General features: G+C 59.3%; 13 protein-coding genes. 6 read left to right on the top strand and 7 right to left on the bottom strand.

Annotation, left to right across the window (positions count from 1 at the left end; translation table 11 throughout):
- The first annotated feature begins 29 nt into the window (after positions 1-29).
- The 3 genes from ACOYW1_RS25835 (at position 30) to ACOYW1_RS25825 (ending at position 3,334) form a co-directional block, all read left to right on the top strand.
- Positions 30-359: a Coenzyme F420 hydrogenase/dehydrogenase, beta subunit C-terminal domain gene (locus ACOYW1_RS25835; protein WP_482420270.1), complete on the top strand. Its 330-nt coding sequence runs from the start codon at positions 30-32 to the stop codon at positions 357-359.
- Positions 356-2,296: a thiamine pyrophosphate-dependent enzyme gene (locus ACOYW1_RS25830; RefSeq protein ID WP_482420269.1), complete on the top strand. Its 1,941-nt coding sequence runs from the start codon at positions 356-358 to the stop codon at positions 2,294-2,296. Before ACOYW1_RS25835 ends, ACOYW1_RS25830 begins: the two co-directional genes overlap by 4 nt.
- 417 nt (positions 2,297-2,713) lie before the next feature.
- The gene (locus tag ACOYW1_RS25825) at positions 2,714-3,334 is read left to right on the top strand and encodes an indolepyruvate oxidoreductase subunit beta (RefSeq protein WP_482420268.1); all 621 of its coding nucleotides are present in this window, start codon (positions 2,714-2,716) and stop codon (positions 3,332-3,334) included.
- A 435-nt stretch (positions 3,335-3,769) separates the two neighbouring features.
- On the opposite strand, the gene ACOYW1_RS25820 is transcribed toward ACOYW1_RS25825, so the two are convergent.
- The 6 genes from ACOYW1_RS25820 to dnaJ form a co-directional block, all read right to left on the bottom strand.
- The gene (locus tag ACOYW1_RS25820; protein ID WP_482420267.1) at positions 3,770-4,771 is read right to left on the bottom strand and encodes an MBL fold metallo-hydrolase; all 1,002 of its coding nucleotides are present in this window, start codon (positions 4,769-4,771) and stop codon (positions 3,770-3,772) included.
- Between the two features lie 408 nt (positions 4,772-5,179).
- Positions 5,180-6,019 carry an MBL fold metallo-hydrolase gene (locus tag ACOYW1_RS25815; RefSeq protein ID WP_482420266.1) on the bottom strand — a complete coding sequence of 280 codons (840 nt, stop codon included), beginning with the start codon at positions 6,017-6,019 and terminating at the stop codon, positions 5,180-5,182.
- A 548-nt stretch (positions 6,020-6,567) separates the two neighbouring features.
- Positions 6,568-7,461, bottom strand: a complete 894-nt coding sequence (locus ACOYW1_RS25810) for an acyltransferase (protein WP_482420265.1) — start codon at positions 7,459-7,461, stop codon at positions 6,568-6,570.
- Positions 7,462-7,750: 289 nt separating this feature from the next.
- Positions 7,751-8,506: a phosphoribosylformimino-5-aminoimidazole carboxamide ribotide isomerase gene (hisA, locus tag ACOYW1_RS25805; RefSeq protein ID WP_482420264.1), complete on the bottom strand. Its 756-nt coding sequence runs from the start codon at positions 8,504-8,506 to the stop codon at positions 7,751-7,753.
- Positions 8,507-8,531: 25 nt separating this feature from the next.
- Positions 8,532-8,903 carry a 6-carboxytetrahydropterin synthase QueD gene (queD, locus tag ACOYW1_RS25800; RefSeq protein WP_180137709.1) on the bottom strand — a complete coding sequence of 124 codons (372 nt, stop codon included), beginning with the start codon at positions 8,901-8,903 and terminating at the stop codon, positions 8,532-8,534.
- Between the two features lie 14 nt (positions 8,904-8,917).
- Positions 8,918-10,033, bottom strand: a complete 1,116-nt coding sequence (dnaJ, locus tag ACOYW1_RS25795; RefSeq protein ID WP_180137708.1) for a molecular chaperone DnaJ — start codon at positions 10,031-10,033, stop codon at positions 8,918-8,920.
- Positions 10,034-10,269: 236 nt separating this feature from the next.
- Here dnaJ and ubiE point away from each other — a divergent pair, with 236 nt between their 5' ends.
- Both ubiE and trhA read left to right on the top strand, forming a co-directional pair.
- Entirely contained in the window at positions 10,270-11,007 is a 738-nt protein-coding gene (gene ubiE / locus ACOYW1_RS25790) for a bifunctional demethylmenaquinone methyltransferase/2-methoxy-6-polyprenyl-1,4-benzoquinol methylase UbiE (RefSeq protein WP_482420263.1), read from the top strand.
- A 483-nt stretch (positions 11,008-11,490) separates the two neighbouring features.
- Positions 11,491-12,174 carry a PAQR family membrane homeostasis protein TrhA gene (trhA, locus tag ACOYW1_RS25785; protein ID WP_482420262.1) on the top strand — a complete coding sequence of 228 codons (684 nt, stop codon included), beginning with the start codon at positions 11,491-11,493 and terminating at the stop codon, positions 12,172-12,174.
- 354 nt (positions 12,175-12,528) lie between these two features.
- Here the strand turns inward: trhA and pyk are convergent, their stop codons facing one another.
- Positions 12,529-13,941: a pyruvate kinase gene (pyk, locus tag ACOYW1_RS25780; protein ID WP_482418324.1), complete on the bottom strand. Its 1,413-nt coding sequence runs from the start codon at positions 13,939-13,941 to the stop codon at positions 12,529-12,531.
- Between the two features lie 445 nt (positions 13,942-14,386).
- On the opposite strand from pyk, the gene ACOYW1_RS25775 reads away from it, so the two are divergent.
- On the top strand, positions 14,387-15,391 hold the full coding sequence (locus ACOYW1_RS25775) for a response regulator (protein ID WP_482420261.1): 1,005 nt from the start codon (positions 14,387-14,389) through the stop codon (positions 15,389-15,391).

The raw sequence follows: 15,391 nt of genomic DNA, 5'->3' as shown, positions 1-15,391 counted from the left end.
TCCCGGACGGCTGCCGGGTCTGCCCGGACATGACCGCAGAGTTTACCGATCTCTCCGTGGGAGCCATGGAAGGGGATACCTCCTGGAACCTTCTTATCTGCCGGACCGAGGTGGGGGATGCCCTGGTTGAAATGGCTGTCAGCAGGGGCTACCTCGACACCAACCCAGTGGACCCGGCTCAGGCAGACCGCCTCATGGAGGCCGCAGCTGTCAAAAAGGCCCGGGCCATGGAAAAGGCCCGTGACGAAGGAGGGCTCAACAGTGAGGAGGGGGCGTCGATGTTTCGCCTTGCCCCTGCAGTCGTGGACAAGATCATGGGCCGGGGGGCACCGACCCCAGGCGCCAGGGAGGAGCGATGAGCCATCTGCATGAAGAGAGGCCGGGAATTCGCCGGCTCTGCATGGGAAACGAAGCCATTGTCCGTGGGGCCCTGGAGGCAGGGGTGGCTGTTGCCGCAGGGTACCCGGGAACCCCGTCGTCGGAGATCATCGAGACCCTTTCCGAGTCGGCTGAATCCCAGGGGCTCTATGTGGAGTGGTCGGTGAACGAAAAGGTGGCCCTGGAGGTGGCGTCTGCCGCCTCCTTTGCCGGACTGCGGGCCCTGGCTGTGATGAAGCAGCCGGGCCTCAACATACAGGGCCTCAGACTACCTGCTCCGCTGGGCTCCGGTACCCGGGGGGGCATGGTGCTGGTCTCCGCCGACGATCCCGGGGCGCTTTCCAGCGTCAACGAGGGGGAGACCCGGCCCTACGCCAAGCTCATGGAGGTGCCCCTGCTGGAGCCGGGGGATGTCCAGGAGGCAAGGGAGATGACGGCCTGGGCCTTTGAGCTCTCCGAGAGTATCCGCAACGTGGTGCTCCTGCGGACCGTGACCCGGCTCTCCCATGCCAGCGGTACCGTGGTGATGGGCGATATGCAGGAAACAGAGAAGAGGGCGCGATTTACCCACGACGGGTTTATCATCGACCCCATGGAAGGGGTGGTGATGAGCCCACCCGTGGAGTGGAAACACGGCCAGCAGCAGGAGAAACTCGAAAAGGCCCGGGCCCTTTTTGAAACCTCCCCCTTCAACACCTACGAAGGCCCGGACAACCCGGAGCTGCTCATCATCACCAGTTCGGTCTGTGGTCTCTACAGCAGGGAGGCCGTGAGCCTTCTGAAGGCCGAAGAGAGGGTGGGGATTTTAAAGCTCGGCACCACCTGGCCCCTGCCCGAGGCCCTGGTGAAAAAACACCTGGCCTCTGCTGAAAAGGTTCTGGTGGTGGAAGAGGTGCTTCCGTTCCTGGAAGGGGAGATCAAGATCCTGGCCGCCGAGTCCGCAGGGGAGATCGGCGTCAAACAATTCTTTGGTAAAAAAGAGGGGAACCTCGCCTCCACCGGGGAGATGAACCCGGACCGCGTGGTGGGGGCCCTGTCTACCATCCTGGAGATCCCCTATGAAGGCCTGGAAGCAGCCTACGCCCAGCGGGCCACCGAGGTGTCCTTCATGGGTTCCCCCAACCGGGAGGCAACCTTTTGCCCGGGCTGTCCCCACCGCGCCTCCTTCTGGTCCATCAATACGGCCCTGTCCATGGACAACCGCAACGGCTTTGTCTGCGGAGACATCGGGTGCTACTCCATGGCCGTACTCCCGGCCGGGTTCTCGACCCTCAAGACCCTCCACGCCATGGGCTCCGGCACCGGGGTGGCAAGCGGGTTCGGCAAGCTCTCTCACTTTGGTATGGACCAGCCCGTGCTCTCGGTCTGCGGGGACAGCACCTTTTTTCACTCCATTCTCCCTCCCCTTGCCAACGCCATCCACCACCGGGCCAACCTCACCCTCGTGGTCCTGGACAACAGCGGCACGGCCATGACAGGCTTCCAGCCCCATCCAGGCCTTGGCGTCGATGCCATGGGAAGCCCCGCCCTCTCCATTGATATCCCCGCAGTGTGCAAAGCCATGGGAGCACGCGTCAGCGTGGCCGATCCCTTTGAGGTGGCCACCACCCGGGAGACCCTCTTTGACCTCATGGACCAAGAGGGCGTGGGCGTTCTGGTCCTCAAGCAGGCCTGCGCCCTGAGCCCTGAAAAAAAACGCACCAAAGCCTGGGAGATGAGCGTGGACGAGTCCGCCTGCCTGGGAGAAACCTGCGGATGCAACCGCCTCTGCACACGGGTCTTTGCCTGCCCCGGTCTTGTCTGGGACAAAGAAAAAGGCACCGCCCGCATCGATGAGGTGGTCTGCACCGGCTGCGGCGTCTGCGCGGACATATGCCCTGTGGGCGCCATCCGGAGGGATGTGGCAGAAAGCGTGTGAAAAAGCGTGCCTCCGGCGGCGAGGTGTGCCACCTCGAAAGCTGATTGCCTCTGCGCTTTGCCCTTCGTTCCTCAGGCCAAAGCGCAGAGGCGTTCGCCGCGGGCTGCGCCCGCCTTCAAAACCGGAGATTTTACGGGTATTCTTATACGGCTTGGAAGGGTGTGGATATAGTTTCATTCCATCATTCCAAGGCGGAGTTTTGGAATGTTAAGGATCCCTGATCCAGGGTGTTGCCCTTTGCCTTCGGTACTCAGCACGGGCGAAGCCCGTCAGGGAATGTGATGGGCCTGAGGAATGAAGGCGAAAGAGCATTCCCGAACCTGGGGTCCAGGGGTGACGAAGCCACTTAGGCTAAAAATCCCCTGGCCGCCGGAGGCAGGCTTTTTTTGAACCTGTATTGCGGACAGAGGAGAGCATATGGATGGCAGAGGACTTCCCCATGATCCGTACAATTTGATTGTTGCGGGGGTGGGCGGGCAGGGAAACGTGATGACGTCGCGGACCATCGGCTCCATGCTGGCGGCCCAGGGTTTTTTTGTTACCATCGGGGAGACCTTCGGGGCGTCCCAGCGTGGGGGCTCGGTGATGAGCCACATTCGCATTTCCGCCCGGTGCAGCTGGTCGCCGCAGATTCCGTTGGGCAAGGCGCACATGGTGGTCTCCATGGAACCCTCCGAGGCGATTCGGGTGCTAAAGGATTTTGGGAACCGTCAGGTGAAGGTGATCACCAACACGCGTCCTTTTTTGCCGGTGGGGGTGATCTCCGGGCAGCTCAGTTACCCCTCGGATGAGGAGATCAGGGGCTGGATCCTGGAGATGACAGAGGGGGCCTGGTTCCTTAATGCCACGGAAGAAGCCGTCAAGATCGGAGCGCCGGTGCTGGGCAACGTCATCATGGCAGGTGCCCTGGCGGGAACCGGTGAACTTCCCCTGGCACGGGAGCTGTTTGAAGGGGCTGCGGAAAAGCGGTTTGACGGGGAGACGCTGACTCAGAATCTCACAGCATTTGATGTGGGGGTCGCGGCCGTTTCCGGCTGAGCGTCCCCCCCACCAAGCTGTGAACGATAGGAGAATATGATGAAGAAACTCCCTGTGTGGGAGTACTCTTACTTAATACACAGTCCGTGCCAAGATGGAAAAATAATTTATGGAACCCTGAATAACGGGGCTTCTGGCCTTTTTGGGGGCCCGAAGGGCAGGGATGGGAAAAGGGAAAAAAAGATCCGGGTGACTCCATTGGAGTCACCCGATGCCGCCGGGTGGATAAAAAAGTCTCACCAAGCGGTTTTTTTATGCGCATAAAATGATTGTTCGGCTTAGCAACGCCTCAGGAGTGAGGCGCTCCAGGGCACAAGGGTGTTCGGGGGGGTGTTAACAGGCCGATGGGCCAAACGATGATCAAAGCGCATTCGCAATCTGCTTTCAAGGGCACGCCTTGTCGCCGGAGGCTTGTTTTTTGAATCCTGAAGGGGTCTATTCAGACAGGGCAATAGGGCGCCCCACCTGCACTTCGGCATAGCCCTTGCCAAAGGCCTTTCGGAATTGGTCCAGGCTCCAGTCGCAGCTGTCGTGGGGGGAGAGGCCCACGGTGGTGGCACCTGCTTTTTTGATGGTTTCGATGCCGCTTCGGACGTCGGCTTCGGTGAGGCCGTTCCACGGCATTCTGTCGGAACCCACGTATTTCTGGATGTTCACTGGGCCTACCTTGATGCGTCCTCCGCGGATGGGGTAGTGGAGCCCGCCGATGACAGCAAAAACAGGGTGGGGAAAAAGGGCTTCACAGCGTTCGATGAGACCTTCAATGGTGGGGTGGCCGCAGCCGATAATAAGGGCCATGCCCTTGCCCTTAACGTGGACGGCCAGGGCCTGTTCCAGGGTATAGCCCATGAAAAACAGGGACCGGCCCATGGGGCCCAGGGACCAGACCCCCGGCGCGATCTCCCGGGGTTCGGTGACGGTGACGGGACGGCACCCCTCGGGCAGGTGACCGGTGAGGGGCTCCGGGGTGTAGACAGGGAGGTCGGCCATGGAAAAGGGCCCTTGGGAAAAAGAGAACCGTTTCTCCTTCTCTTCGGGGATGCCCCCCACGTGGTCCCGGTGGAGGTGGCTGAGGACCAGGGCGTCGAGGGTGTTTAAATCCACGCCGAGGGCTTCGGCATTGGCCAGCAGAGGAGAGGGGTGCTCCCCCTTTTCATTGGCGCCCACGTCCAGGAGGATCTTCGTGTCGCCAGCCGTGACGAGGTAGGAGACCCCGGCTTCGGTGGATAGGCCGGGCTCGGCTGCGTGGTAGTCCACCAGGGGCAGCACGGTGAGGGAGGAGACCCCATTGGAAGCGTCGAGCTTTGGTGCCCGATACGCGGCATTCTCCATCTGCTGCCGCTTGATGCCGCGGGCGAGCTTGATCTTGAGCAGGGCTAGGGGGGTAAGGAGGATCAGGGCGAGGATGATCATAACCGTGAGCATGAAGGTGAGCATGGGCGCCTCCGGGGCTGGTGTGGGGTTTAACAATGACGCGTAAGGTATACGTCCGTGGTAAAGCAGTTTGTTTTGTGATTATTCAGCTTCAAAAAACAGCCTCCGGCGACGAGGTGGAGCCACTTCGAAAGCTGATTGCGCGTGCGCATTTTCCTTCGTTCCTCAGAAAAATGCGCACGCGCCTTCGGCCCGGGCCTCGCCCGATACGTAAGCTGGTGGATTGTACAAACTATCCCACAAACCTTGGAGGACCAGGATGCGTTATCGTAACCCGTTGATAATCAGTTTTAACCGGACTACTTCCAAGGTATTGGGAGATTTAAAAACCTGTTTGTCAAACTTTATAAAAGTTTGGCCCCCGGCAGGGCCGCCGGAGGCTTTTTGGCGCTGAATCGTTACCTCGTATTATTATATTTCTACGACCCGGTCTCTTTCGATCCCTTTGCGGCCCTCTTTGACGGTGGCCGCGGCGATGGCTGGGTCGTGTTCGAAAAAGAGGGTCCAGTTGCCGGCAACGGCCTGTTTAAGGACGTTCTCCTTTTCGGACATGATGAGCAGGGGCTGGTTGTCGTAGCCCATGTGCCAGGGGACCGGGATGTGGGCCGAGGTGGGGATCAGGTCGCCGCAGTAGAGCAGGGCGCCCTTCTCGTCGTGGATGAGGGGGAGCTGCTGGCCGCAGGTGTGGCCGTCGGAGAAGAGCAGGTCGATACCGTCGATGGGCAGGGTGTTGCCGTCCAGTACCGTGAGTTGCCCGCTTTCTTCCATGGGTGCCCAGTTCTCGGCAAAAAAGCTGGCCCGATCCCTCAATGTGGGGTGCTTGGCCCAGTTGAGCTGGCGTTTCTGGGTGTAGTAGGTGGCGTTGGGAAAGGTAGGGACAGCCTTGCCGTCCTTGAGAAAGGTGGTGCCCCCTGCGTGGTCGAAGTGAAGGTGGGTGAGGATGACGTCGGTGATCTCCGCCGTGGAGAGGCCGAAGTCGCTCAGCGCTTGGTCCGGGCTGCGGGTGGACGTGACCCCGTAGATGGCAAGCTCTTTGTCACTGAACTTCGTGCCGCAGCCGGTGTCCACCAGAATGTTGCGGCCGTTGCCGCGAAGGAGCAGGGACCGCGCCTTAAGCGGGATGCGGTTTTTGTCGTCCGAGGCGATCTTTTTTTCCCAGAGGGGCTTGGGCACCACCCCGAACATGGCGCCTCCGTCCAGAAGAAAATCGCACATTTCTACCCCATGACACCTGTAACCACCGAACTCCATCGTTTGTCTCCCCGGTAAAAAAGAGTTGCTCCACATCACCTTCCGGTCCGTCCTGAAAAACCGTATCCTACTTGATTTAGCCTGTAAATAGCTGAATATGAGCCATGGATAATGTTACCTCAGGGGGGGCTGAATGAGGAGCGTCGGCCGGCTGTGGAGGCAGAGTGTTGGATGGGTCTGAGGGGAATGGGGCGGGGTATGTGGCCATGGGGGACGTCAGGAAGGAAAAAATCCCGTAACTGTTCAGCTCCAAAAAACAGCCTCCGGCGGCAAGGTGTGCCACCTTGAAAGCTGACAGCAGATGTCATTTGCCCCTCGTTCCTCGGGTCAAATCACATCTGCATTTAAAACGGCAGTAACTATTCAGCTTGCCTCCGGCGGGTCGCTTTTTTGAAAAAAAGCTCCGCAAAAAACTTTTGTAATGCAAAAAGTGGAAATTATTTCGGCGGAGCCTGGAAAGACTTGCTTAACACCTGTTTGTCGAACCCGACTCATAAAATCGGGCAAAAGTTTGGCCCCCGGCAGGGCCGCCGGAGGCATTTCGGTTTTTATGCAGCCTTGCGCAGTTGGTCGATACGTCGGTCTTTTGCTTCCCAGACGCCGTTGATCCAGGTCTGGAAGTGGGCGCGGAAGTCGGGATCGTTCTCGTAGGAGCCGATGATGTCGTCGGTGACCTCCATGAGCTCCACGTGGACCTTGACGGCGTCGATCTTACCGCAGAGGTATTCCCAGAAGCTCTTGGTCCCGTTGGGGTAGACGATGGTGACGTTGACGATGCCGGTCATAAGCTCGCCCATGGAGCCCAGGACAAAGGCGACGCCCCCGGCTTTGGGTTTGAGCAGGTGGGTGAAGGGGGAGCTTTGCCGGGTGTGTTTGCCCGGGGTGAAGCGGGTGCCCTCCACGAAGTTGACGATGGAGACGGGGATGGTTTTGTACTTTTCGCAGGCCTTTCGGGTGACCTCGATGTCTTTTCCCTTGAGGTGGGGGTGTTTTTTGAGCTGCTCTTTGGAGTAGCGCTTCATAAAGGGAAAATCCATGGCCCACCAGGCGAGGCCCATGATGGGGACCCAGATGAGCTCCTTTTTGAGGAAAAACTTCAGAAAGGGGATTTTGCGGTTGAGGACCCTCTGGAGGATGAGGATGTCCACCCAGCTCTGGTGGTTGCTGATGACAAGGTACCACATGTCCCTTTTGAGGCCTTCGGTTCCGGTGACTTCCAGGTCGATGTTCTGCATGAGCCGCATGTTGAAGGTGTTGACGTCGATCCAGTTTGTGGCCAGCACATCCAGGATCTTCCGGGAGGCTCGTTGCCAGAAGGAGAAGGGGATCACCAGCTTGGTGATGGCAACGGTCACCAAAGGCACAATGGTGACAATGGAGTTGAGGAAATAAAGCAGAAACGCGAGGACCCCCCTGATGGGGCCGGGCAGAATGGATCTCATGGTCGGTGACCTCCGTGGGGTTGTGGGCCTTGGTGACAGGCCGGTTTCGGACACCTCGTTCGCCCATGCGTGACGGGTCCGGTGATGGCGCGGACGGGCCTGTGGTGCAGGCTGACCGGCCGGGGTTCGGCAACAGGTTTATGCAAGCATTGTGCCTGGTGCGTATGTCGGTGGGATGTTTCGGAAATGCAGGGGGTTCACGATGGGGTGACGGCTGGTTTCGGGACGGAAAAGGGAATGGGGTGTGCAAACCAAGCAGGTTGGTTTGCACGATTTGTACAAAGGCGTGTCAGCCGCTGTAGCGCTGGCTCAGGGTTTCGTAGGCCAGGGCGTCGCCTCCGAAGATGTCCAGGGCGCTTCCCACGGTGAAGTCGATGGCCCCGTTGCCCAGGGTGTCGATGGCCTCGATGTCCGACAGGGAGCGGATTCCCCCGGCGTAGGTGACGGGGCGCTTCCCCCATTTCCCAAGGAGTTCCACCAGGGGCTCTTCAATGCCCGAGACCATGCCCTCCACGTCCACGCCGTGGATGAGGAACTCATGGCAGGAGTCTGCCAGGCGGTCCAGCAGGGGGAGGGTGATCACCTCATCGGTCCAGGTCTGCCAGCGGTCGGTGACGATGCGGTAGCCTTCGTCGCTGCGCCGGCAGCTCAGGTCCAGGACGAGTCGCTCTTTGCCCACGGTCCTGACCAGTTTGGCCAGGCGCTCTTCGTCGATGCGGCCGTCGTGGAAAACGTGGGAGGTGACGATGACGGCTGCAGCCCCAGTAGACCAGGAGACAGCGTTGTCGCAGGTGATGCCGCCGCCCACCTGCAATCCACCGGGCCAGGCGGCAAGGGCCCCGCAGGCCGCTTCTTTGTTGCCCGGTCCCAGCTGGATGACGTGGCCGCCGGTGAGGTTGTCCTTGCGGTAGAGCTCGGCAAACCAGGAGGCGGGCCGGGTGGCGGAGAAGTTGGTGGTGGGCGACTCGTCCGAGTCGGTCAACGTGCCGCCCACGATCTGTTTGACGACCCCCTGGTGGAGGTCGATGCACGGTCTGAATTTCATGGTCTCCTGTCCCGTTGGGGTGCGATCAGTCGGCGATGTAGGTGGCGCAGGAGTTTTCAGATTCCCAGGCCGAGACACGGGAGACCTTGACCCCGTCCACGTCGATACGGCGTTCCAGCTCCTTGGCGATGTACATGGCAATGTGCTCGGAGGAGGGGGGCGCGTCCTTGAAGATGTCCGACTCATTCAGGTAGGTGTGATCCAGGGTGCCTATCACCTCTTTCAGCTCTTTTTTGACGATGCCGAAGTCCATGAGGACCCCGCCTTTGTCCAGCTTTTCTCCCTGAACGTACACTTCCACGTGCCAGTTGTGGCCATGGAGGTTCTCACACTGTTCGCCCACCATGGTGAGGCGGTGGGCAGCGGCAAAACGGGTGGTGACTTTCAATTCAAACATGGGCTCTCCTTCGTTTAGTAGCCAGACCCCTTGAGGAGGTTCTTCAGCCTGTTGGTGAACTTTTCCGAATCGAGCTTTTCAAATTCCCGGAGGAGCTTCTCCTGCTTTTTGGAGATTTTCTTGGGGGTGGTGATCTCCACCTGGATGATCTGGTCCCCGGGCCTGCCGCCCCGCAGGGACGGAATGCCTTTGCCGGGGAAGCGGAAGGTCTCGGCGTACTGGGTCCCTGCCGGGATCTTGAGGGACTCTTCGCCTTCCAGGGTGGGGATGGTGATGGTGGCTCCAAGGGCCGCCTGGATAAAGGAGATCTCCACCAGGCAGATGATGTCGTTGCCGTTGCGCTGGAAGTGCTTGTGGGGGCGCACGGAGATGAAGACGTAGAGGTCCCCTGCGGGGCCGCCGTTGGGGCTGGCCTCGCCTTCGCTGGTGAGGCGCAGGCGGGAGTCGGTGTCGACGCCGGCCGGGATCTTCAGGGAGACGGTCTTGCTCACGGCCACCTGGCCGCGGCCGTTGCAGTCGGGGCAGGGGGTTTTGATGGTTTTGCCGCGGCCCTGGCAGGCCGGACAGGTGGAGCGCACCGTGAAAAATCCCTGGCTCTGGGTGTGCTGGCCCGTGCCTTTGCAGAGATGGCAGACCTCGGGTTCGGTGCCGGGCTTGCAGCCGTTGCCTTCACAGGTGGTGCAGGTCTGGCGCTTGTCCAGCTTGATCTCTTTTTCCGTGCCGAAGGCGGCCTCTTCAAAATCGATGGTGAGGTCGTAACGCAGGTCGGCCCCGCGCTGGACCCGGCTCCTGCCGCGTCCGCGTCCCCGGCCTCCGCCGCCCATGCCGAAGAAGTCTTCGAAGATGTCGCCGAAGCTGGAGAAGATGTCGTCAAACCCGCCGGAGCCGGAGAAGCCGTTGCCTTCAAGGCCCTGGTGGCCGTACTGGTCGTAGATCTGGCGTTTTTTGGGGTCGGTGAGGACGTCGTAGGCTTCGGCCGCCTCTTTGAATTTATCCTCGGCTTCCTTGTCCCCGGGGTTTCGGTCGGGGTGGTATTTCAGTGCCAGCTTGCGGTATTTCTTTTTCAGCTCTTCGGCACTTGCCTCGCGATCGACGTCGAGGATTTCGTAGTAGTCTCTTTTCGTCGTCATGTATATTTCCGATACGCTTCCAACAGGTTGTCACGGTTGACCAATTGTGATAATTTCGATGGCTTGGTCCTGCGATACGCCCTTTGCGGGCGCGGGGTCATCCCTTTAGGCTGCCCGGAATATGGGGCTCGGCCGTCGGCGTGGTTCCGCCACCATCAGGTGACGTTCATACAGGGCGCACCCCTCCCATGTCGGCAGAACCATGGACTAAATTAAATCAGAATTTGGTGTTGTCAATGAATAATGTAGAGCTGCCCTTCATTCGGGAGATGTTTGACGCCATTGCCCCGAAGTACGATGTGTTGAATCGGAGCCTGAGCCTGTACCAGGACGTGATCTGGAGGCGCAGGGCCATTGCCTCTCTCAAGCTTGGCAACGGACGCGGAAAAAAAATGCTCGACGTGGCCTGCGGCACCTGCGACATGGCCATCGAAGCGGTACGAAGGACCCAGGGGCGCCTTTCCGTGGTGGCCACGGATTTCTCCTTCAACATGCTGGCTTTGGGCAAGGCCAAGGTGGCGGAAGAGCCCCACGGAAAGGCCATCGCCCTGGCCCAGGGCAACGGCCTGGCCCTGCCCAGCTTTGACGACGCTTTTGACGCCGTGACCATCGCCTTCGGTATCCGCAACATCATGGACCGCAAGGGTGCCCTCACCGAGTTCCACCGCTGCCTTAAAAAGGAGGGGCGTGTGGCTGTTCTGGAGCTCACCACTCCCACCAACAAGGTCCTGAAAAGTCTTTACCTTCTCTATTTTCAGAAAATCCTTCCCGTCATCGGCGGGCTCTTTTCCAAAAACAGGGGGGCCTACACCTACCTGCCCGAGTCGGTCCTGAAGTTCCCCAGCCACGAGGAGTTCAAGGCCATCATGGCCGAGGCCGGGTTCTTACAAGATCCACCCCTCCCCATCAACCTTTGGGAGAAGCTCCAGCCACCCTTCACAGGGAGTGGAAAAGACCTTGCTGCCTGGGGTTGAAATGTCAGCCAAAGGCTCTCACAGTGTTTATCTCCAAGGGCTCCGCTGTCAGTAATACAAACAAATTTGCATGGATCTTTTCATGCGCTAATGCCAGCGTGTCCACTGAGGCCACCACTCCTGCACACCTCGGCTTTTGAGGGCGGCCATGGCACGTGATTATTCCGTTAACCTCAAGCCAATCCCAAAGGTTCTTCATCGTGTTTTTAGAAGAATGAAATGGGCCTCCCCTGCAAAGACGGTTGCCAGATGTCGCACATCACGCGAATGCCACGATAACGCAGGCAGAATGGCTGCCTCCATGCATTCGCCTCAGGGTTTCAAGGTGCCCCCACCTTGCCGCCGGAGGCTGTTTTTTTGAGCTGAACAGTTACCCTGTTTTTTTCGGGGCATTTTTTCTTGCGATAAATCGGGCCAGGGTGTAATCTTTCCCATTGATTTAACGGGTTACACCTGTCCCAAGGATTTTATCGGGAGGAGACAATGAGTGCAGTTGCGGCGTTGCCCTGCTACAGTGCCGGCGAGGAGCTCGCCAACAGCATTACCCACGGCGTGGGGATTCTTTTCGGGATCTCGGCGTTGTGCATCATGACCACCTTCGCCGCCCTTTACGGGGATGCCTGGCATATCGTCGGCTGCAGCGTCTTCGGGGCGGCTCTTGTTCTGCTCTATACCTTTTCCACCCTCTACCACAGCGTCACCGTTCCCCGCTTGAAATCCGTGTTTCGGGTTTTTGACCACTCCGCCATTTATCTTCTCATCGCAGGCACCTACACCCCTTTTACCCTGGTGAGCCTTCGCGGCGCCTGGGGCTGGGTTCTCTTCGGGGCCGTCTGGGGTGCAGCCCTTGTGGGCATTGTCTTGAAGATCATCTCCATCCATCGATGGGAGGCCCTTTCCCTCGGGCTCTATGCAGGGATGGGGTGGTCGGTGGTGGTGGTCGTCAAACCGCTTCTCTCCTCGTTGCCCACGGGGGGGCTTATTTTTTTGATTCTCGGAGGTCTTGCCTATACCTTCGGCATCGTCTTCTATGTGTGGGAGAAACTCCCCTTCAACCATGCCATCTGGCACCTTTTCGTGCTCACAGGCAGCATCCGCCGTACTCTTCTATGTGATCCCCGTTTTCAGCTGAAAGGGGCTGATCATTTATCCGTTTTACAACCGTAACTATTCAGCTTATGCCTCCGGCGGCCCTGCCGGGGGCTAAACGTTTGCCTGATTTTATAAAGGCGGGTTTAACAAACAGGTTTTAAAAAATCTTTTTGAGTGAATTTTTACTTTAAAGGCAGATGTGATTTGACCCGAGGAACGAGGGGCAAAACACATCTGCTATCTGCTTTCAAGGTGGCACACCTTGCCGCCGGAGGCTGTTTTTTTGAGCTGAATAGTTACGTACAACCAAACACAAAGAGCCATGGGAAGGACGTCCCATGGCTCTTTGTGTCTGGTGTGATTCTCACGGGCGAAGCCCGTCAGAAAAATGAGAAGGGGCGAAGGCCCGGAGCATGTGCGAAACTTGGGTTATCCCCTGCTCAAAAGGTTCTGGGCGGTGCTGATCTCCACGAAGGAGGCGCCGTTTGCCGCACCGAAGTGACCGGCCAGGACGACAATGAGGTCCTCCTGGCTGAAGGAGCCCCTGGACAGGAGGCGGGTGAGGGCTTCGTGGAGGAACTCGTTGGTGGTCTGGTTGAGCTTCATGTAGCTCCCGAGGACCCCGAAGGAGAGGGCGAGTTCCCGCATCACCCGCTTGCTGTAGCACTGGGCGTAGATGGGGTTTTCCCCACGGTAAGCGGCCAGGCCCCTGATGGTGCGCCCGGTGAGGGTATCGGCCACGATGGCTTTGGTGGGAAGGCGCAGGGCAGCCTTCACCGCGGCCTTGGTGAGGTAGTCTGTGGTGATACTTTCCGGTGTGTAGGGGGTGTCGTTGAAGGTGCTGCGGCTCTCCTCCACCTCCAGGGCGATGCGGGCCATGGTCTGGACCGCCTCCACCGGGTACTTGCCGTTGGCGGTTTCACCGGAGAGCATGATGGCGTCGGTGCCGTCCAGGCAGGCGTTGCCAACGTCCGAGACTTCGGCCCTGGTGGGACGCGGGGCGTGAATCATGGAGTGGAGCATCTGGGTGGCGATGATGACCGGTTTTCTCTTCTCCACGCACTTTTTGACGAGGCGCTTCTGGATGAGGGGGATCCGCTCGGCCGGGATCTCGATGGCCAGGTCCCCCCTGGCGATCATGGCGCCGAAGGCGTGGTCCAGGATCTCGTCGATGTTGTCCAGCCCCTCCTGGTTTTCGATTTTGGCGATGATTTTGACGTCGCTGTCCATGGCATCGAGGATCTCCTGAACGGCCTGAACGTCCTCTTTTTTACGGACAAAGGAGTGGGCGATGAAGTCCACGTCCTGTTCTGCGGAGTACTTGACAAAGGCGATGTCTTTTTCGGTGAGGGCGGGCAGGTTGATGGTGACATCCGGGATGTTGATGCTCTTGCGCCCTTTGATGGTGCCGTCGTTTTCCACGGTGCAGTGGAGGGTGGTGTCGGTTTTGCCGGTGACGGCCAGGGCGATGTCACCGTCATCGATGAGGAGCTGGCTTCCCACGGGGACGTCTGCGGCCAGGTCGTTGTACGAGACGCAAAGAAGGCCGGGCTTTGAGGTGCCGCTTGCATCACCCCGCACGTCGATGAGGTCGCCTGCGATGACGGGCAGGCCTTCGTCCATGGCCACGGTTCGGATCTCCGGCCCCTTGGTGTCCACCATGATGGCCAGGTTTTCGGAAACAGCCCGGACGTTGTCGATGACCTTTTGGGCGTCGTCCGTGGTCATGTGGGCCGTGTTGAGGCGCACCACGTTCATCCCGGCGTCGTAGAGCTCACGTAAAAAGTCCACATCACATTTCAAGTTGGAGATCGTTGCTACGATTTTTGTCTTTTTTTGCACAGGTTACCCGCCTTGTCCGTCATCTGGGTTTTGCCGCAATCCGAGGCGTCCCGCGTCGTGCCCGCGGCATTGCCGGGGCAGGGCGAGGCTGCGGCTGCCTTGATTCCTTAGGTTACTCTACAGGAAGCGTTATCAAATGAAAACGGTTCTTTCTTCCCGGCTCCTTCAGGGATCATCCGGGTTGAGCCCGGGTCATCGGAGGGGCGCGCAGGCGGTGGTAACCCGTTGATTACCCTATGGGTAACCGCTGTTTTGTGGTAGAGTAAAAAAACAGGTATCGTTCAGACGGGTATTCCTCTTTTTCCCCTCGTGCCCCCAGGCCTTCGGCACACCCCGCCTGCACGGCAGCCCCTCCAGACACAATCCGACACCCAGGCCCCCGGCTGCAAGCGCCGCCTTTGGGGCTCAGCCTTCACTTACAACAACCCATCAGAGAGACAAGCCGATGAATGTACTGGTCGTGGATGACGAGATCCTCTCCGTGGAACTTCTGAAAGAGGCGTTGAACCGTACGGGGTATGAGGTGGCTGTGCGCGAGAACGGGAGTGAGGCCCTGTCCTACCTTCGGGACCATGGGGAGTGCCGCATTGTGATTACCGATTGGGAGATGCCGGATATGGACGGGCTGGAGTTGACCCGGCGCATCCGCCAGGACAGCATCGGGCACTATGTCTACATCATCATGGTTACCAGCCGTGGGGGCACGGCCAACGTGGTGGAGGGGCTGGAGGCCGGGGCCGACGACTTTATGTCCAAGCCTTTTCATCCCGCGGAGCTGGAGGTGAGGTTGCGCTCCGGATTGCGTCTCATGTCCCTTGAGGCGAGCAACATGACGATTTTTGCCCTGGCCAAGCTGGCCGAGTCCCGGGATCCGGAAACCGGGGCCCACCTGGAACGGGTGCGGGGGTTCTCCCGTGCCCTGGCCGTTCGCATGGGGGCCGAAGGGCCGTTAAGCGGGGAGATCGACACCGCCTTTATAGAGAACATGTACCTCACCACCCCCTTGCACGATATCGGCAAGGTGGCCATACCCGATTACGTGCTCCTCAAACCCGGGCGTCTCACCGATGCGGAGTTTGAGATCATGAAACGCCACACCACCGAAGGGGCCGCCACCCTTAACCTTTGGTATAAGGATCGCCCGCACCTTATTTTCTCAGTCGCCCGGGATATCGCCCTGTGTCACCATGAACGCTTTGACGGCACCGGTTACCCAAGGGGCCTCAAAGGGCGGGACATTCCCCTGGCTGCACGTATCTTCAGCCTTGCCGATGTCTACGACGCCCTTATCTCCAAGCGGGTGTACAAGCCAGCCTACAGCCACGATGTGGCCAAAAACCTCATCATGGAAGGGGACGGCACCCAGTTTGACCCTTATGTGGTGGAGGCCTTCCTGGCGCTGGAAGAGACGTTCCAGGCCATCGTGAAGAGTCAGGGCCGGGGCATGTAA

This window comes from Desulfoluna sp. CYM3A (assembly GCF_056829965.1).
Note: the sequence above shows the minus strand (reverse complement) of the source record. Positions and strands in the feature narration are given on the sequence as shown.